Genomic DNA, 17,892 nt, shown 5'->3' on the forward strand with positions numbered 1-17,892 from the left:
AGTCGGTGGCGTCCGCGCGCTGAGGGCCGTCGCCGAGGCTGCTCGGGTGAGCGCGTGTCGAAGGGCCGGCGGCTGGGGTGAGTGCGTGCCTCGTCGAGGCAAATGCCTCCCCGAGGAGGATCCGGTTCGAAATCCTGCCCCTATTCGCACCGGATCCTCCTCGGGGACCGCCGTGGTGGGTCAGTCGGTGGCGTGGTCGGCCCTCGGAGTGGCGTCAGGCCGCTGCGCCTCGGGCGCCTGGTCGTGGCTCGTCCCGGCACCCCCTGCACCGCTCGTCCCGACGCTGCCGGCGCTTCCGGCACCGCCCGCACCGTCGGCGACCCCGCTGCCGGCCCCAGCACGAGCACCAGCCCCAGCACCGACCCCGGCAGGAGCGGTCTCGCGTGCGGCACCGTCGGCTTGCGCGGCACCTCCGCGGGTCGAGGACCACCAGCGGCGGAGGAATGCGCTGAATCGTTCGAAGCTGCGGTCCTTGATGAAGATCGCGTCGACAGCGATCATCGTCAGCGAGAACCACGGCAGGCCCATGAGCAGCGCGATGCCGAGGTGGAAGGAGAGGATGCCGACGAGTGCGATCGCCCGCGTCCACCGGTTGAAGAGCATGAACGGGAACGCGCTCTGGAAGAGGATCGACCCCCACGAGATGACGACGACTCCCGGCCCCCATGCGGTGACGAGGTCGGAGAGCACGGGCCAGGTGCCGAACTGCTGGGTCTGGAGCGGATTGTAGACGGCGAAGCCGTGCTGCCATGCGGTGCCGCCCGCCTTGTAGAGGGCACCGGACATGTAGATCGCGCACACCTGGAAGGCGAGGACGACGATCGCGAGGTTGTTGGCCATGATGAGGTACCACGGTCCGTCCTCGGGTCCGAGGTCGGTCCCGTGCCTCCGGCGCCTGCGCGCATCGAGCGACCAGCGCCTGGTCGTGTCGGCGAAGAGGAGGGCGATGAGGAACATCCGGTACGCGTTGTCGCCCTGGTCGCCGGCGCTGTCGTTGAGTTCGATGAAGCTCACCCAGAGGATGAGGTAGAACGGCAGGATGATGCGCGTGCGCCACCCGAGGATGACGGTGACGGCGAGGATCGCCAGCCCGATGATCATCGCCGTGTAGAGCGGCGGGTTCGTCACCGCCCGGTGGAAGAGCGAGAAGAGCCAGATGTTCGGGAAGTCGCTCTTCGGCTCGGCGATCTCCCCGTTCCACGCTGCTCCGACTCCGAAGGCGTAGTTGCGGGCCGCGAAGTTCGTCAGCAGCAGCCCGAGCCCCGTGATCCCCATGAGGATGCGGGTGACCGCGAGCCCGTAGGTCGCGTGGTAGCGGCCGGTGAGCAGCTCCTCGAGGCGGTTCCAGCCCCGACCGAGTGCCGCGACGACCCGCGCGGAGACCGTCATGTCCTTCTCACTGCTCACTGACGCACCTCACTGTGTCCGAGGCGCAGAAGTACTGCGCGAACTCGTCGTTCGACTGGTTCTCGGCGAACGACAGGGCCCTCCAGCCGACGGGCACCGGCTGGATCGCGGGCCGCTCTGCGTCCTTGTCGTTGCGTTTGGCGAAGGGCACGACGTTCTGCCGGGCGGCCTGGTACTGCACCCGCTGGACGTCCTCTCCCCAGACGGCGAGCGCGACCTGTGTCGCATACCGGGTGGCGACCTCTTCGTCCTCGAGATAGCTCGAGACCGCCCCGTCGGGGTCGTCGTACTCCGACAGCTTGGCCTCGAGACGATCGACGGAGTCGTCGCCCTTGAAGTAGTCGAGTGCGACGATCGCCTTGTGGTCGTCGCTGAGCTCCTCCCACGACCCCTTGAGGTCCGAGGCCACCCCGATCGCGAGACCGGCCGAGCGCGGAGGGAAGAGCTTGTACGTCGAATGGTCGAGTTCGACATCGGTGGCGCGGACCCGGTCGGTCGTCTCCTCGCCGCCGTCGGGGGTGGAGACGACGGCACGGACATCGAAGTAGTAGTCGCCGTTGATCGGCTCGGGGGCGAAGACGCTCCACGACTGCCCCCACATCGGGATCATGTACTTCGAGAGGAGGTCCCCGGGGATGACCTCGCGCAGGGCCGAGGACGGAGCGATCCAGAGGAAGGTGGCGAACAGGTGGAATCCGGTCAGCGCCATGGCGATGACCATGATCGTCCGCTTGAGCGCGGGATGAGTCTTCTTCTCGTCCATCTCAGTTCCGGGTCGTCGGCAACAGGTTCGGTTGTGCGATCGCCGTCGGGGCGCGACTCTGCGCCCTCCGATTCAGGAATCGCACAGACTCCAGGCTACTCGAGTTCGCCCGATACGCACGGGCCGATCGCCGTGGAAGGACCGCTCAGCCGCGCAGCCACTCCTTGACGAGATCGGTGCTCTGCCCCAGCGTCGGCGGGGCGAGATCGTAGCTCGGCGGGGTCTGCGAGAGCCGGATCGGGTTGGCCACGGTGGGGATGACCCGCTCCCCCGCCCCCGCCTCGGCGACGGGGTCGAGACCGAGCCGGGCGGCCAACTCGACGCCCTGAGCGATCGTGTTGATCGGCGCGCACGGCAGCCCGGCCGCCGTCAGCGTCTCGAACCACTCCTGGTTCGTGCGCTCCGCGAGTGCTGAGACGAGGAGGGGCTCGAGTTCGCTGCGGTTCTCGTTGCGGTTCGCGGCCCGGGCGAAGCGGTCGTCGGCGGCCCATTCGGGGTGGCCGAGCACCTCGGCGAGGCGGGCGAACTGGGCGTCGTTGCCGATCGCGATGATGATCTGGCCCTGCTTCGTCGGCATCGGCTGGTACGGGTAGAGGCTCGGGTGGGCGTTGCCCATCGCCCGCGGGGTGACCCCGCCGGCGACGTAGGCCGAGGTCTGGTTCGCCAGACCCGAGAGCGCCGAGGAGAGCAGGTTCGTCTCGACGAGCTGGCCCTGCCCCGTGTTCTGCCGGTGGACGAGGGCGGCGAGGATCCCGACGGTCGTGTGCAGTCCGGTGAACACGTCGACGATCGCGACTCCGGCCTTGACCGGGCCCGATTCCTCGGTGCCGGTGACACTCATGAAGCCCGAGAGCCCTTGGATGAGCAGGTCGTAGCCGGGCTGCGGGTTGTCCCGGCCGAAGCCGGTGACCGAGGCGTAGACGACGCCCGGGTTCTCCGCGCTCACCGTCTCGTAGTCGAGGCCGTACTTCGCCAGCCCTCCGGCCTTGAAGTTCTCGACGAGGACGTCGGCCCGCCGAGCGAGCTCCTGGGCGAGCGCGAGGTCCTCGGGGTCCTTGAAGTCGAGGACGACAGAGTGCTTGTTCCGGTTCGCCGTGAGGAAGTACGTCGCATCCTCCCCTCGCCGAGGCGGTGCCCAGTGCCGGGTGTCGTCACCGGTCCTGCCCTCGACCTTGACGACCGTGGCGCCGAGGTCGGCGAGCATCATCGTCGCGTACGGTCCGGCCAGCACGCGGGAGAAATCGGCGACGAGGACCCCGGACAGAGGTCCGGTCCCACTCCGCTCGAAGAGCTCCTCGGCGCCCTCTGTGCTCCCGTGATCCTCGGCGTCCACCTGTGACTCCCTTCGGTGCGGGAGGCAGCGGACCTCGCTGCCCGCTGCGGCCCGCACGTCCATCGTGTGATCTCTCTGACGTCCTGCCTCCCCCGACTATACGGAAGGTCGCGGCCTTCCTGCGGTGCGGAATCCGTTGCCCCGGCGCGCCCGCGGCTCGTTACACTCAGGAGCACGACCAGCACCGGTCCCCGACGCTCTGCGGGGATCCCAGCACCACCGAAGGGGCAGACGATGACGTTCCACATGCCGGCGGAGACCGCCGCCCACGACCGCATCTGGATGGCGTTCCCGTCCTCCGGCTACGCCTTGGGCGCCTCGGAGGAGGACGCCGAGGCGGCGCGGAGCACGTGGGCGGCCGTGGCGAAGGCGGCCAGCGAGTTCACCCCGGTCACCGTCGTCGTCTCCCCGGACCAGGTCGACCACGCCCGCCGCCACCTCGGCGAGGGCATCGACATCGTCACCGCCGAACTCGACGATGCGTGGATGCGCGACATCGGTCCGACCTTCGTCGTCGACGACGAGGGCCGGCTCGCCGCCGTCGACTGGGTGTTCAACGGCTGGGGCGGACAGGACTGGGCGAAGTGGGACAACGATGAGCACATCGGCCGCTTCGTCGCCGAGCAGGTCGACGTTCCCGTCGTCTCCTCGACGCTGCGCAACGAGGGCGGCGGGATCCACGTCGACGGGCAGGGCACGGTGCTCGCCACCCGCAGCGTCCAGCTCGATCCGGGCCGCAACCCCGGCCTCACCGAGGCCGACGTCGAAGCCGAGTTCGCTCGCACGATCGGTGCGAAGAAGGTCATCTGGCTCGAGCGCGGCCTCCACCGGGACAATCAGACCTTCGGAACCCGCGGGCATGTCGACATCGTCGCGACGATGCCGAGCCCCGGCGTCGTCCTCGTCCACGACCAGCGCAATCCCGAGCATCCCGACCATGCGCTCAGCGAAGAGGTCAAGACCCTGTTCGCGAACGAGACGACCGCCGATGGGCAGCCCTTCGAAGTCGTCCCGATCCCGGCGCCGGAGATCCTCAAGGACGACGAGGGCTGGGTCGACTACTCCTACGTCAACCACCTCGTCACGAACGGCGGGGTCATCGCGTGCACGTTCGACGACCCGATGGACGCTGAGGCGAAGGCGATCCTCGAGACCGTCTACCCCGGTCGCACCGTCGTCGGCGTCGACGCCCGCGAGCTCTACGCGCGCGGCGGTGGGATCCACTGCATCACTCAGCAGCAGCCGAGCCTCTGAGAAGCCGGAGGGCTGAGGACCCGGTCGTTCGCGCCGCCCGGGCGTTCGGTGCCGGGTCTGAGGCGGGCCAGACACGTCTGTGCGGCACCGAGATTCCGATCAGGTGACTTGCCGACGGCGAATTCGTCGGGAGGTGTCGTCGAACATCACCGTTCGCCCAGAATCTCGGTATAGGGTGGTGTCCCAGGACACATTCCGTCCCTCACAGCAGTCGACGCAGCAGAGGAGAGCACGACCATGAAGAAGCGATTGATTCTCCTGGCCGGATTGGGAGTCGGGTACATCCTCGGCTCACGCACCGGCCGTCAGAGCTACGAGAAGCTCAAGGCACAGCTGCAGGAGCTGTGGACCGACCCGAAGGTCCAGGAGACCGTGGAGAAGGCCAACCAGTCGATCCGCGAGAAGGCTCCTGCTGTCGCCGATGCCGTCCAGACGGCCACCGACAAGGTCACCGCCGCCGCGCAGGAGCTCGACGGCGACGAGGATGCGAACGCCACGCAGGGCACCGGGCCGCGGTCGACCGGGTCCGGGCCGGCCTCGACCGGGTCCGCGACGGGTTCCGGTTCGACCGGTTCTGCGACGAGCGCGGGACCGAACCGGTCAGCAGCAGGCTCGACCGGTGCGGCAGCGTCGCGTTCGACGACGGGTCCCGGTTCGACCGGTTCGACGACGGGCCCCGGTTCGACCAGTTCCACGACGGGCCCCGGTTCGACCAGTTCCACGACGGGCCCCGGTTCGACCGGTTCTAAGACGGGTCCCGGTTCGACCGCGGGCTCGGGACCGGCGACCGGCGCATCGCGGGCAGGGACACCCACGCCCACCCCGGGCCCCAAGCCGACTCCGACGCCGAAGCGGGCCGAGGACGTCATCACCGACCCCTCACGGTCGATCGAGGACGAAGGGCCGGCCGCCTCGGCAAATCGCTGAGTCCCCACCGCCGCTGACAGCGCCCGCCCCCGAACGGGGCGGGCGCTGTCGTCGTCCAGGGCTGTGCCGGCCGCAGGACCGACCGCACCGCATTCGGTGAGGACCCGCCCGTCGGTGAGTGTCCGCCGACCCTCAGAGCAGGGAGCTCGTCAGCCGCGCGACGTTCTCCGCGTACTTGCGTCGCAGGGGCCGCCTGCTCCATTCCTCGGCATCGAGTTCGACGGAGTTCGGGGCGTACTCCTCGGCCTCGAGCGCGTACATCCGGGACGTGAACTCCTGATCGACGATGAACATCGTCACCTCGAGGTTCATCGCGAACGACCGCTCGTCCATGTTCGAGGACCCGACGATCGAGACGTCGTCGTCGATGAGGAGGAACTTCGAATGGAGCACCGTCGGGGCGTGGTACATGAAGATCCGCACCCCCGCGCGCACGAGTTCCTCGTAGTACGACTGCTGTGCACGGTGCGTGAGCCAGTGGTCGCTCGTCTCCCCGACGTAGAGGCGGACGTCGACGCCTGAGCGCGACTCGGTCGTCAGCGCATGGAGGAGGGATTCGTCGGGCACGAAATACGGGGAGCAGACGACGACGGTGCGGTTGGCGTTGTAGATGAGGTGGTTGAACAGCCGCAGGTTGTTCTCGTCGTCGAAGCCCGGCCCCGAGGGCACCACCTGGGCGAGCGCTCCCCCGCGCTGAGGCGCCCGCAGCTCGAGCCGGGCCGCCTCCTCGAAGAGCTCGTCCGTCTCCGAGTACCAGTCGGTGGTGAACACCGCATCGAGTTCGTCGACGACGGGACCCGTGCACTCGAGCATGAGGTCCTTCCACTGGAAGCCTTTGCGCAGGTTGCGGGCCTTGTTGTACGAGCGGTCGATGATGTTCTGCGACCCGGTGAAGGCGACGGTGCCGTCGACGACGAGGATCTTGCGGTGATTGCGGAGGTCAGGGCGCTGGTATTCGCCCCTCCACGGGCGGATGGGCAGGGCGCGGCGCCACGGGATCCCCGAGGAGTCGAGACGTTTGACGAGTTCCGAGTACCCGGGATAGCCGATCGATCCGAGGTGGTCTATGAGGATCCGCACCCGCACCCCGCGCGCGTGGGCGGCGAGCAGCGATTCGAAGAGCCGCCTCGTCGTGTCGTCGATGGCGACGATGTAGAACTCGAAGTGGACGAACGAGCGCGCGGCATCGACAGCATCGGCCATCGCATCCATGCACTCGTGGTTGTCCGTGTGGAGCTCGAACGCGTTCCCGTGCGTCATCGGCAGCGCGCCGAGGTCGAAGTTGAGCAGGGCGGAGGTGAGGAGGGGTTCGGAGAGGTGGCCGTGGTCGCCGATGATCGCCTGGTCGTTCGTCTCCTCGCGGATGATGTCATTGACGAGCGCCTGCTTGTCCCGCCTGCGCTTGGGCAGCTTCGACGAGCCGAGGAGGAGGAAGACGAGGAGACCGATGTAGGGGATGAAGAAGATCGCGAGCAGCCAGCCCAGAGCCACAGACGGTCGGCGGTTGTGCGGCAGCCACCCGAGCGCGACGAGGCGGATGACCAGATCGACCAGGATCAGGGTGATGATCAGCCAGCCCGGCCAGCCCTGATCGATCGCGAAGAGGGGATAGATCTCCACGCCGCTCGCTTTCGTCCCTCCGGCCCTCCGCGGGTGTCGGAGCCGGGATACCGCTGTTCGTCCTCATCGTATCGCGCCCGGCCACACCCGGTGTCGGGCCCCGCCGGGTCCGTCGGCGCGGGAGGATCAGCCGCCGAGGCGATGCCCAACATGTCCGCCTTGCTCCTTCGCCGTGGCGGTGCCCCTCGCACCCTCGCCGAGGCGGTTCCGCGATAATGGGGGAACCCGTCCGACCGCTGTGCGAAGGTGTCCTCATGAGCTTCGATCCGACCGCCGTCCCCATCCGCCCCGCCGTGAGCGTGATCATGGTCCGCGACGGCGACTCCGGGCTCGAGGCCTTCGTCCAGCACCGGGTGACGACGATGGACTTCGCCGCCGGCGTCGTCGTCTTCCCCGGCGGGCGCGTCGACCCCGTCGACCGGCAGGGGGCTGAGAGCATCGAGGTCGACGATCCCGACCTCCACCTCGAGGCGTGGAGTGATTCGACGATCGCCGAGGCGGCCGACGGCTGGCGGGTCCTCCTCGCCACCGCTGTGCGCGAGGTCGCCGAGGAGACCGGCGCCGTGCTCGACCCGGCACTGCTGCGGCCATGGGCGAACTGGGTGACCCCGCTCGGGCAGCCCAAGCGCTTCGACACCTACTTCTACGTCGTCTCCGCCGACGCCGCTCCGCGCCACCTCACAACGGAGGCGCATCGGAGCGAGTGGCTGCCCGTCGCGGCGATCCTCGCCTCAGCGGAGGCGGGAGAGCTCGAGCTCATGCGCCCCACCTTCGTACTGCTCCGCGAGCTCGCCCAGCTCGGTTCCGTCGAGGCAGTGACCGCAGGGCCTCGGAGCATCGAGGTCGTCCGCCCCGAGCATCCGGGGCACAGCGACGACTGAGACCGGCGCTCAGCCTCGTGAGGCGCGCAGCTGGGCGAGTCGGGCCTCGACGACCTGGCGCTGCTCGTCGGAGCCGAGGAGTTCGGAGAGCGCCTCCTGCTCGGCGTCGAGTCCGACCTCCAGCGGTGCTGCGTAGGAGAGGTCGACGAGGCGCTTCGACCACACGAGCGAGGCGCGGGACTTCCCGGCGATGTCGGCGGCGAGGTCGAGAGCGCGGGCGACGGGGTCGTCGGCGAGCTCCTCGACGAGTCCGATCCGCTGCGCTTCGACTCCGCCGATCGCCTCACCGGTGACGATGAGCTTCTTCGCCATGCCCGGTCCGACGAAGCGCGGCAGCAGCTGGGTGCCGCCCATGTCGGGGATGATGCCCCACTTGATCTCCATGAGCGAGAACTGCGAGTCGGGGCTCGCCACCCGAATGTCGGCTCCGAGCGCGATCTGCATGCCGCCGCCGAGGGCGGGACCGAGGACCGCGGCGATGACGGGGACCTCGACGAGCGACCACACGTGCACGGCCTTCTGGGCGAGCGCGCGGGCCGCGCCGAGCCGGTCCCCGACGTCGACGACGCCGGCACCCGCCTCGGCGATCCGGGCCATCTCGGTGAGATCGAGGCCCGCGCTGAAGGCCCGCCCCCGACCGGAGAGGACGACAGCCCTGACCTCGGGATCCGCAGAGAGCCAGAGACCGACCTCGACGAGGTCCTCGAACACCTCCCGGGTGAGCGAATTGAGCTTCTCGGCACGGTCGATCTCGACGTGGGCGACGCCGTCCCTGCTCGTGCAGACGACGGTGCCGTGGGCGGTCTGGGGCATCGGTGCTCCTCGCGTTCAGTGGCGTTTCCTGAACCCTATAACGACGATGACTGCCACGAGCGAGGTCACGCACATGCCGACGACACCCGGCCACGCGAAGTCGGTGAAGAGGACGGCCGACAGCCATGCTCCGAGGCTCGTGCCGAGGTAGTAGACGGTGAGGTAGATGGCCGCCGAGCGCGTCGTATCGACCCCGGGTCGGGCGGCGCTGGCTGCCGCCGAGGCGCCGGTGTGGCCGAGGAAGAATCCGCCGGTGAGCAGCGACATGCCCAGGATGATGACGGGCAGGGAGTCGACGAGGGTCAGGCCTGCGCCGACGATCGCAGTGACCATGCCGACGAGGGTGAGCCGGGTGCGGGTGAAGCGCTGAGCGAGACGACCGTAGTACGTCGTGACGACGGTGCCGACGAGGTAGATGAGGAAGAAGAGGGCGACCGCGCCCTCGCTCAGGTGCCAGGGCTCACGCTGCAGGCGGGAGCCGAGCATGGTGAACGATCCCCCGAAGACGATCATGCAGAGGAAGCCGGTGAGGTAGATCCGCCAGAGTCCGTTCCCGAGCGGGATCGGGGAGCGCCGAGGAGGCCGGGCCCCATCATCGGCGCCGGGAACGGTCGCGGCTGCCGGGTCGGGGACGGCGTGCTGGCGCACAGGCGCTGTGAGGTCGCGGCGCAGCAGCCACACGACGATGAGGCCGAGGACGAGCGAGACGGCGGCGGTGAAGGCGAGCCCGCCGTGCCAGCCGAGGACTTCGGCGGCGAGTCCAGTGAGGAGGCGGGAGCTCAGACCGCCGATCGTGTTGCCGGCGATGTAGACCCCGATCGCCCCGGGCAGCACGGCCGGAGGTAGGCGCAGCGAGAGGTAGGCCATCGCGGTGGCCGGGACCGAGGCGATCGCCACCCCCTGGAGGAAGCGGACGGCGATGAGGAGCTCGGGATTCGGCATGAACGGCAGGACGAGGGCGAGCGCGGCGGCGAGGATGACGCCGCCGGCGATCTGCCGCGCATGCCCGATGCGGGATGCGAGCAGGGAGAACGGGATGAGGAAGCAGGCCATGGCGACGTTCGTCGCTGAGACGGTGAGGCTTGCGGTGGGGGCGTCGATCCCGTAGGCCTCGCGGATCGCGGGGATGAGCCCCTGCGTCTCGTAGAGGACGAGGAACACCGCGACACCGGCGAGGAAGACGGCGACGACCGTGCGCCGGTCGCTCGTCGGATTCGGCTCCCCAGTGCTCATGCTCGTCACGCTATGCCCGCACCGGTGCCGAGCTCAAACCGTTCCGTGCCTCGAACAGCGCTCCTTGCTCTGTCGTGGCGGCCGGCAGTGGGGATGCTCGGTCATGGTGTTGGGGACACCCGGCCGTGGTGGTCTGCCCCAGTGGTCGGCCCCGCAGACAGTCGGCCCCAGCAGTCGGCGCTCGTCACGTTCAGGGGGCGAAGACCGAGTCGGGTTCACGTGTCGAAGAGCGTGTCGATGATCTGCCTGGCGATGAATCTCGCGTGAAGGATGGGTTGTCGCGCCGGGTCGATCGACGCAGGTGGCACCCACGCCGGTCGTCCATCGGTGAGCATGATCGCGTGCCAGTCGGATTTGTCGATGAGGTGGTGGTGCGCGCCGCAAGCGAGCGTGAGGTTGTTGATGTCTGTGCGACCCTCCTCCGCCCACGGGACGATGTGGTGCACTTCGCACCACCCCGGTGGGGAGTCGCATCCGGGGAACGAACACCCCTGATCACGGGCGGTGATGATCGCCGTCTGCTTCTCGTCGGCGAAGCGCTTCTCGGTGGCGACCTGCACGGTCGTCGCCTGATCACTCATGAGGTGGAAGAAGACTCGTCCATTGAGCCCCGACGCGGTGAGTTCCTCGATGGGCACGGGGTTCTCGGTTCCCGTCCGACCCGAACCGGTGTTCGCGGCGAGGTCTTCGGCCTTAGCCGTCACGACGAGGGAGTACCGAGCGCCCGACGTGGGTCGGGTCATTTCGATCTTGCCGATCAGAGTGGCGAAGCGTTCGTAGATCCACCGGCGCACGGTCGGCTGGGCGTCAAGGGTGCTGATCTGGGTGCCGTCCTCACGGACTCCGTAGGCACCGGACGTCTCGCCCTCACAGGGCTGTCCGCTTCCGTCCAATGCGGCATCGCTGCCGTCCTGCGCGAACATCGGGGCATCATGGCGCTGCCCCGAGAGCACCGCGTCGAGTACCGCGAAGGCGTCGTCGTCGGCGCCGCTGCCCGTACCGCAGTCGCCAGCGACCCCGCCTCCAAGTCCAGCACTGTCGGCATTGCCAGGACTCGATGAGTCTGGCCTGCCAGCGCTCGATGAGCCTGGCCTGCCAAGGCTCGATGAACCTGACCCGACTGAGGCCGATGCGGCAGCGCCGCCTCTGCGGCACGATTCGATCCTCGAGGTGAGAAGACCGTTGAGGAGTCCTCCGGTGATCGGGTCGAGACGGCCGGTCAGATCCCAGTCACCGTTGCGTCGGGCCCTGAGGTGGACCGAATAGTCCGCTCGGTCCCGCGACTGCGACGGCTCCTGTCCGTCGGGGTCGATGATGTCGAGCATCCGCTGGAAGATCTCCCTGATGTCCGAGACGCGGACCCTTCTCGCCTCGCTGACGAGTTTCGCCTCGGTCTCCTCGCGCAGTTCGGCACTCACCCATGTCGGCAGACGCTTCATGCACTCGGCGATGACCGAGGCCTGTCCTTCGGAGAGGGTGCCGTCGTGCAGTCCGCTCGCGGTCGCCGGGTTGAGGGGCGGCATCGCCTGGCCGGTGATGTCGACACGGCCGCCGAAGTTCCGTGCGAGTTCGGTGCGACGGTTCGCTTCCGCCCCTGTCAGACCGAGCCGGTTCTGGATGAGGGACTTCGTCGTCTTCACTCCGAAGTCGGTGGGCGTTCCGACGCGTTCGAAGACGGCCAGGGTCACTGCGAACAGCGACCTGTTGACACGGTCGAGGGCTTCGAGGGCGTCGGTGAGCATCACGGCCTCCTCCGGACCCATGGGCCGTTCGAAGGACCGCAGCTCATCGTTGAGCGTGGTCAGACCCGTGATCCCGTCGAGCACCTCTGGCGCGAACCGCGAGAGCGCCGACCATTCCTCGTCGCTGAGCATCGAATGTCGGCTCAGTCGACGAGTGTCCGGCATCATCGCCTCCGGCGAAGGTGTGTCCGCAGCCAGCGCTGACGTCACGTCTCCGTCGTGCGGGCGGTGGCCGGGAGCCTCCTCGGCAGACCCCGCCTGCCCGACACTCTCGTCCGCATGGGGATCGAACGGCACATCGCCATCACGTTGCGGCTCATCACAATCCGATACACCGGGCACGCCGGGGATCTCGTCGAATCGGTCGGCGAGGCTGTGGCCGGTGAGATCGAACCCGGCATCGCGGAGCTGGTCGAACAGCGACGACTGACCGCTCGCGCTGCCGCGATGCGCATTCTTCGCCGAATTTCCGCCCACACCCTTCGCCGGCTTCCCGCCGCGGCGCGATCCGGCGGAACGACTGTCGTCGCCGGGGTGCTGCCTGTCCGGGGTGAGCGTCATGACTCCTGATCCGCCTGCCAACGTCTGTGTTGTTGCCTCCGAGTCTACTCCTTGAATGTGAATCAGACAATAGTCTGTTCCCAATTTATTCGATATTTTTTGGCTGATGAATTCATTCACTCAGCGATTCCTGATCACGGTCGCTTGCCTCGGCGTCTCCCCCGGTCACAGCCCCTACCGGCCACACGGCCGACCGTCCCTCATCCGTTCGACGGCGCCCCGACTGCCGCAGGGCCGGCCCCGCTGACACTCTTCCCCTTCCTCGCCTCACCGCCGGCCCGTCGGGGGCCGTGAATTCCCCGAGTCCACAGGAACTCAGGACGACCTTTCCTGAAATCACCGCCTCGGCGGTCTAGGCTCGGATGCGGACACATCAGCGGCACCCGGTCGGACGGCCGTCGTCACCGACGACGAACCGAGCGGTCCGCGGGACCGACAAGTTTCGAAGCACAGCCGAAGGAGACGCAATGGCAGGTCAGCTTCCCATAGTCCGCCTGGTCACCGGAGAGACGACAGGACAGCGGGTGGCCCGCGTCGCCGCTGCCGCCTCGGCGATCGGGCTCGGTGCCCTCGCAGCATGGGACCTGACGCAGAAGAAGCACGCGATCCTGCGCAACTACCCGATCGCCGGACACGCACGCTTCCTCCTCGAATCCATCCGTCCCGAGATCCAGCAGTACTTCATCGAACGGAACTGGGACGGCCGCCCCTTCAACCGCGACACCCGGACGACGATCTACGAGCGGTCGAAGGGCATCCACTCCGAGCACGCCTTCGGCACCGAGCGCGACGTCGCCCGCACCGGGTACGAAGCGCTCATGCACACGAACGCGCCGATCCCCAACTCCCCGGCACCGCCGCGGATCCGGGTGGGCGGAAAGGACTGCACCCAGCCGTATGAGATCTCCCTGCTCAACGTCTCGGCGATGAGCTTCGGATCGCTCAGCGACAACGCCGTGCGTGCGCTCAACAAGGGCGCGGCGATGGGCGGCTTCGCGCAGGACACGGGCGAGGGGTCGATCTCTCCGTACCACCGCGAGTTCGGCGGCGACCTCATCTGGGAGCTCGGCACCGGGTACTTCGGTGCCCGCACCCCCGACGGCGACTTCGACCCCGACAAGTTCGCGGCCAAGGCGCAGGACCCGCAGGTGAAGATGGTCTCGCTCAAGCTCTCCCAGGGGGCGAAGCCCGGCATCGGCGGCGTGCTCCCGGGGGCGAAGGTGACCGAGGAGATCGCGACGATCCGCGACGTGCCCGTGGGTCAGGACTGCATCAGTCCCCCGAATCATCGCGTCTTCTCCACCCCGATCGAGCTCCTCGAATTCATCGCGAAGATGCGCGATCTCTCGGGCGGCAAGCCTGCCGGCTTCAAGCTCTGCGTCGGCTCGCGCACCGAATTCCTCGGGATCTGCAAAGCGATGATCGAAACCGGGATCACCCCGGACTTCATCATCGTCGACGGCTCCGAGGGCGGCACGGGAGCGGCTCCGCTCGAGTTCGAGGACCATGTCGGCCTTCCGCTCACGCAGGGGCTGATGATCGTCCACAACGCGCTCGTCGGTGCGGGGCTGCGCAGCGAGATCAAGGTGGGCGCCTCGGGGAAGATCGCGAGCGGCTCCGACATCGTCAAGCGCCTCATCCAGGGCGCGGACTTCACGAACTCAGCGCGGGCGATGATGATGGCAGTCGGATGCATCCAGGCGCAGACGTGCCACACCGGCAAGTGCCCGGTCGGCGTTGCGACGCAGGACGCCCGGCGGGCGCGGGCGATCTACGTCCCGGACAAGGCCGAGCGCGTGCGCAACTACCATGACGGCACGGTCGCCGAGGCGACCCGCCTCATGGCGTCGATGGGGGCCGCCCATCCCAGCGAACTCGAACCGACGATGCTGCGCCGCAACCTCTCCCCATCCGAATCGTGGTCGTACGCGCGCCTCTACGACTGGCTCGAACCCGGCGAACTCCTCCGCGATACGCCGCCCGAGGACTGGGCGGCGGACTGGGCCGCCGCACGCGCCGACACGTTCCGCATCTCGCGCGGACACAGTCGCTGACCATGGCGCACACGGTGCTCCTCCACTCGGCGCTCGGCAGGACAGCAGGCATCGACCGCATCGCTGAGGGGTTGAGGGCGAACGGTCACGAAGTCTTCGCCCCGGACTTCTATGGGGGCCACACGTTCACAACCGCCGAGGAGGGAGTGGGCCACTCCCGCACGATCGGCTTCTCGGCACTCGTCGATCGGGTGAAGGAGGCATGCCGTGGACTCGATGGCCCTCTCGTCTTCGCCGGGCTGTCGTTGGGCGCGAGCATCGCCCAACAGATGGGCAAGAACGACGACCGCGCTCGGGGAGTCCTGCTCCTTCACGGAGGAGGATTCCCGTCCCGTACGCGCTGGCAACCGCAGGTGCCGGTACAGGTCCACTTCTCCGTCGACGACGTGTGGCGCGAACCGAGCCAGGTGGAGAATCTCCTTGCCTCGGCCGCGGGAGTCGGCGCGGGAGCCGAAAGCTGTCTCTACCCGGGCGGATCCCATCTGTTCAGTGATCCGGAATCCGACGACCACGACCCGAAGAGCGCGGCGCTGCTCTGGACCCGGGCAGAGCGCTTCCTCGCCTCGACCGACGCGGGCTGAAACGGCAACGGCGCCTGACAATCGCCCTTTCTTCCTCGCCGCTCACCTGCGGTGATGAGAATTCATCCGGTAAGCCCCGAAAAAATCCTAAAACTGGGGTTACATTCGGTCGTCCATGCCATAGTCTGGAATGAAAATTCCATACTCACAAGCGACTGTCGCCGACGTCTCGGACGCGGTCACCTTCGTGATCGCAGGCCTGTGCCACCGTCGTCGATGCGCTGATCCTTGGTTGCCCCTCACTGCCGGGATCGGCTTCGGAGTCCTGTGAGACTCCCATCGCCGGCCAGTCCGATCGCCGTTGCCCGCAGCGTTGACCCTCGCGTTGCCGGAATCCCCCGACAGGCGGAGCGTTCCCTCGACAGGGAGCGCTCCCCTGCCCGACAGTTCGTCTTGTGGCAGCATTCCCGAGAACGGATCCCCATGCACCGCACCCATCCCGGAAACGACGCTCTCCGAACAAGTGTCGAGAGCCGCCGACGGACGACGATGTCAACCGTCCCCGCCCTCACTCACCAGACTCAGTATCGCGATCCCCGGCTCACCGTCGGAGTCACCGATGGATGAGAAGGGAAAACGAATCGTGTCCCCCATCGATGCGACCGGCGCGGGAGCCTCCGGGCCCGCAGGTCCGCACACCGGCATCCGTTCCGCCCAGGACGGAACATCGCCGTTCCTCCCCCAGACCTCGCCGCCGCGACATCCGACCGGCGGCTCCGATGGCTCCGGTGACGGCCCTCCGAGTTGGGTTGTCGCAGCCACCGGATTCCCCACCGTGCCGTTCCGGCACCGGCACCACCCCGGTCCGCGGCGCTGAGCCGCCTGCAGGGCGCCGCCTGATCACAGGCGGTCGATGTTGCCCCGCAGCCGCAGTCGCACCGGGTCGATGCGAGCGAGCCGGTCCACACTCTCCTGCCCGAGCTCAGCGGCGACGAGTTCGCACACCGCTTCGACGAGGGCGAGCATCGGCGCGAGCGTGTCGGCGGGCCCTGACGCTCTGACATCGGCGGTGAGCACGTGATCGGCGAGCGCCGCCGCAGGTGAGAGCCAGAGGTCGGTGAAGACCACCGTCGTCAGTCCCATCTCCTTTCCGATCCTCACCACCTCGGCGATCATCGGCTCATAGCGGCGGACATCGAAGACGACGAGGAGGTCTCCTCGTCGGAGGTCGACGAGTTCGGTCGCGGCCAACAGCGGACTCGACGACAGCCTGGTGACACCGGGCCTCAAGGGCGCGAGCTGCGCGTGGAAGATGTCGGCGACGTACCCTGTGTAGGAGGCGCCGACGAGGGCCAAGGTCCGCTTCGGCTGAGCGAAGAGTGTGACGGCGCGATCGAATTCGTCGCCGATGACGGAGTCGAAGGTCTCATCGATCCCCGCGTGATACCCGCGCCTGGCGGCCTCGAAGACAGGTTCGTCATCCGCCCTGCTGACCTCGGCCTGGGAGAGGTTCGACTCCTCGCGTTCGCGCATCTCGACTTTGAGCGCGTCCTGGAGCCCCCGATACCCGTCGAAGCCCAACGTCCGGGCGAAGCGCACCACCGAGGGCGCACTCACGCCGGCCGAGTACGCGAGGTCGGCGATCGGTTCGAGCCCGGCAAGCGGATAGGAGGCGAGCAGCGCGCGGGCGATCTTCTTCTCTGCGGGGGTGAGCTCAGGCATCACCGTGCGCAGCGTGACCGCGAGACTCGACGTGCCGGTCGACTCGCGTGTCGGGGCTCTCCGGTCCGCGGCGCCTCCCCCGTCGGAGGCCTGTCCGCGCCCGTCCACCATCGCTCCGCCTCCCGGGTGCCGCCATTGGGTCTGGTCCTGTCGCCGCAATGACACGATCTGCCCAGGTCACCGCGAATGATATCGCTCCAGCATAGCGATTCCCGCCGTCGCGGGCACCGCCGCCGCTCACCGCATGACGTAGCCGTTGTCGACGATGAGGTTCTGTCCGGTCACCGCGCGCGAGTCCGGGGAGGCGAAGAAGATCACCGCCGAGGCGAACTCCTCCGGGGTCGTCACATGCCCGAGCGCCGAGGCCGCAGCGACCTCATCGAAGACGCCCTCAGGGGTGGCCGCCGATGCGTCGGTCGTGCGCAGAAGGCCGCCGGAGAGCATGTTGACGCGCACACCTGCGGGCCCGAGGTCACGGGCGAAGGTCCGGGTCAGCGAGAGCAGAGCGGCCTTGGCGGCGGTGTAGTCGTGATAGGGGACGACGGGATGCTGGACGAGGTTGGTGCCGATGTTGATCACGCGCCCGGACCCGATCTCCCGGAAGCCGTGCATAGCCGCCTGAATCGTGTTCATCGCCGCCCCGACGGTCCCCCGGAACTGTTCCGAGAGGTCGTCGTAGTCGATCTCATCGGCGGGCTGACGCTCCTCGCCGTTGAAGGAGTAGTCGAGCAGCGCACTGTTGACGACTGTCGAGACGGGCATGCCGAACTCCTCCTGCGCCGTCTCGAACATCGCGTCGACCGCTCGATCATCGGTGACGTCGGCCTCGACTGCCGCCGCGCGACCACCACGGGCCCGGATCGCCTCGGCGAGCTCCTCTGCCGCGTCGGCCGAGTACCGGTAGTTGATGACGAGTCCTGATCCGGCGTGGGCGAAGGCCTTGGCGATCGCCGCGCCGAGCCCGCGGCCGGCGCCCGTGACGAGGACGAGCTGCTGGTCGAGCGGCATGGCCGCGGTGGTGAAGGCTTGGGCGTTGCTCATCGGGATTCTCCTTCGAATGC

At 68.2% G+C, this 17,892-nt stretch carries 14 protein-coding genes; 5 read left to right on the forward strand and 9 right to left on the reverse strand.

The window, feature by feature from the left end; genetic code table 11:
- Positions 1-180 precede the first annotated feature (180 nt).
- The 3 genes from ACQ1RG_RS03070 to ACQ1RG_RS03080 form a co-directional block, all read right to left on the reverse strand.
- On the reverse strand, positions 181-1,407 hold the full coding sequence (locus ACQ1RG_RS03070) for an HTTM domain-containing protein (RefSeq protein ID WP_259819815.1): 1,227 nt from the start codon (positions 1,405-1,407) through the stop codon (positions 181-183).
- Positions 1,397-2,170, reverse strand: coding sequence for a DUF5819 family protein (locus ACQ1RG_RS03075; RefSeq protein ID WP_259819812.1), 774 nt, complete (start codon positions 2,168-2,170; stop codon positions 1,397-1,399). Before ACQ1RG_RS03075 ends, ACQ1RG_RS03070 begins: the two co-directional genes overlap by 11 nt.
- Before the next feature lie 145 nt (positions 2,171-2,315).
- A complete protein-coding gene (locus ACQ1RG_RS03080) occupies positions 2,316-3,503 on the reverse strand; it encodes a CaiB/BaiF CoA transferase family protein (protein WP_119296695.1) in 1,188 nt (395 codons plus the stop codon).
- 234 nt (positions 3,504-3,737) lie between these two features.
- On the opposite strand from ACQ1RG_RS03080, the gene ACQ1RG_RS03085 reads away from it, so the two are divergent.
- Both ACQ1RG_RS03085 and ACQ1RG_RS03090 read left to right on the forward strand, forming a co-directional pair.
- Entirely contained in the window at positions 3,738-4,757 is a 1,020-nt protein-coding gene (locus tag ACQ1RG_RS03085; protein ID WP_119296696.1) for an agmatine deiminase family protein, read from the forward strand.
- Between the two features lie 237 nt (positions 4,758-4,994).
- Positions 4,995-5,684, forward strand: coding sequence for a hypothetical protein (locus ACQ1RG_RS03090; RefSeq protein WP_162909081.1), 690 nt, complete (start codon positions 4,995-4,997; stop codon positions 5,682-5,684).
- A 132-nt stretch (positions 5,685-5,816) separates the two neighbouring features.
- Here the strand turns inward: ACQ1RG_RS03090 and cls are convergent, their stop codons facing one another.
- Positions 5,817-7,304 (reverse strand): cardiolipin synthase, encoded by a 1,488-nt coding sequence (cls, locus tag ACQ1RG_RS03095; protein ID WP_119296697.1) that lies wholly within the window; start codon positions 7,302-7,304, stop codon positions 5,817-5,819.
- Between the two features lie 254 nt (positions 7,305-7,558).
- On the opposite strand from cls, the gene ACQ1RG_RS03100 reads away from it, so the two are divergent.
- A complete protein-coding gene (locus ACQ1RG_RS03100) occupies positions 7,559-8,185 on the forward strand; it encodes an NUDIX hydrolase (protein WP_063249588.1) in 627 nt (208 codons plus the stop codon).
- A gap of 9 nt (positions 8,186-8,194) precedes the next feature.
- On the opposite strand, the gene ACQ1RG_RS03105 is transcribed toward ACQ1RG_RS03100, so the two are convergent.
- The 3 genes from ACQ1RG_RS03105 to ACQ1RG_RS03115 form a co-directional block, all read right to left on the reverse strand.
- The gene (locus ACQ1RG_RS03105) at positions 8,195-8,998 is read right to left on the reverse strand and encodes an enoyl-CoA hydratase-related protein (RefSeq protein WP_119296698.1); all 804 of its coding nucleotides are present in this window, start codon (positions 8,996-8,998) and stop codon (positions 8,195-8,197) included.
- Positions 8,999-9,013: 15 nt separating this feature from the next.
- Positions 9,014-10,231: an MFS transporter gene (locus tag ACQ1RG_RS03110; RefSeq protein ID WP_063249586.1), complete on the reverse strand. Its 1,218-nt coding sequence runs from the start codon at positions 10,229-10,231 to the stop codon at positions 9,014-9,016.
- 215 nt (positions 10,232-10,446) lie between these two features.
- On the reverse strand, positions 10,447-12,534 hold the full coding sequence (locus tag ACQ1RG_RS03115; RefSeq protein WP_119296699.1) for an HNH endonuclease signature motif containing protein: 2,088 nt from the start codon (positions 12,532-12,534) through the stop codon (positions 10,447-10,449).
- Between the two features lie 467 nt (positions 12,535-13,001).
- On the opposite strand from ACQ1RG_RS03115, the gene ACQ1RG_RS03120 reads away from it, so the two are divergent.
- Together ACQ1RG_RS03120 and ACQ1RG_RS03125 are read left to right on the forward strand one after the other, a co-directional pair.
- On the forward strand, positions 13,002-14,588 hold the full coding sequence (locus tag ACQ1RG_RS03120) for an FMN-binding glutamate synthase family protein (RefSeq protein WP_009378712.1): 1,587 nt from the start codon (positions 13,002-13,004) through the stop codon (positions 14,586-14,588).
- Between the two features lie 2 nt (positions 14,589-14,590).
- Complete coding sequence (locus ACQ1RG_RS03125; RefSeq protein WP_009378711.1) at positions 14,591-15,169, forward strand: dienelactone hydrolase family protein; 579 nt, start codon at positions 14,591-14,593, stop codon at positions 15,167-15,169.
- An 840-nt stretch (positions 15,170-16,009) separates the two neighbouring features.
- On the opposite strand, the gene ACQ1RG_RS03130 is transcribed toward ACQ1RG_RS03125, so the two are convergent.
- Positions 16,010-16,831: a MurR/RpiR family transcriptional regulator gene (locus tag ACQ1RG_RS03130; protein ID WP_430600489.1), complete on the reverse strand. Its 822-nt coding sequence runs from the start codon at positions 16,829-16,831 to the stop codon at positions 16,010-16,012.
- 237 nt (positions 16,832-17,068) lie between these two features.
- Complete coding sequence (locus tag ACQ1RG_RS03135; RefSeq protein WP_009378707.1) at positions 17,069-17,872, reverse strand: 3-oxoacyl-ACP reductase; 804 nt, start codon at positions 17,870-17,872, stop codon at positions 17,069-17,071.
- Positions 17,873-17,892 lie beyond the last annotated feature (20 nt).

This window comes from Brevibacterium sp. K72 (assembly GCF_050562175.1).
Classification (GTDB): domain Bacteria; phylum Actinomycetota; class Actinomycetes; order Actinomycetales; family Brevibacteriaceae; genus Brevibacterium; species Brevibacterium casei.

Coding starts and splice junctions, on each gene's coding strand:
- ACQ1RG_RS03075 (WP_259819812.1), bottom strand. CDS start 2,170: ATGGACGAGAAGAAGACTCATCCCGCGCTCAAGCGGACGATCATGGTC.
- ACQ1RG_RS03085 (WP_119296696.1), top strand. CDS start 3,738: ATGACGTTCCACATGCCGGCGGAGACCGCCGCCCACGACCGCATCTGG.
- ACQ1RG_RS03090 (WP_162909081.1), top strand. CDS start 4,995: ATGAAGAAGCGATTGATTCTCCTGGCCGGATTGGGAGTCGGGTACATC.
- ACQ1RG_RS03100 (WP_063249588.1), top strand. CDS start 7,559: ATGAGCTTCGATCCGACCGCCGTCCCCATCCGCCCCGCCGTGAGCGTG.
- ACQ1RG_RS03105 (WP_119296698.1), bottom strand. CDS start 8,998: ATGCCCCAGACCGCCCACGGCACCGTCGTCTGCACGAGCAGGGACGGC.
- ACQ1RG_RS03110 (WP_063249586.1), bottom strand. CDS start 10,231: ATGAGCACTGGGGAGCCGAATCCGACGAGCGACCGGCGCACGGTCGTC.
- ACQ1RG_RS03115 (WP_119296699.1), bottom strand. CDS start 12,534: ATGACGCTCACCCCGGACAGGCAGCACCCCGGCGACGACAGTCGTTCC.
- ACQ1RG_RS03120 (WP_009378712.1), top strand. CDS start 13,002: ATGGCAGGTCAGCTTCCCATAGTCCGCCTGGTCACCGGAGAGACGACA.
- ACQ1RG_RS03125 (WP_009378711.1), top strand. CDS start 14,591: ATGGCGCACACGGTGCTCCTCCACTCGGCGCTCGGCAGGACAGCAGGC.
- ACQ1RG_RS03130 (WP_430600489.1), bottom strand. CDS start 16,831: ATGCCTGAGCTCACCCCCGCAGAGAAGAAGATCGCCCGCGCGCTGCTC.
- ACQ1RG_RS03135 (WP_009378707.1), bottom strand. CDS start 17,872: ATGAGCAACGCCCAAGCCTTCACCACCGCGGCCATGCCGCTCGACCAG.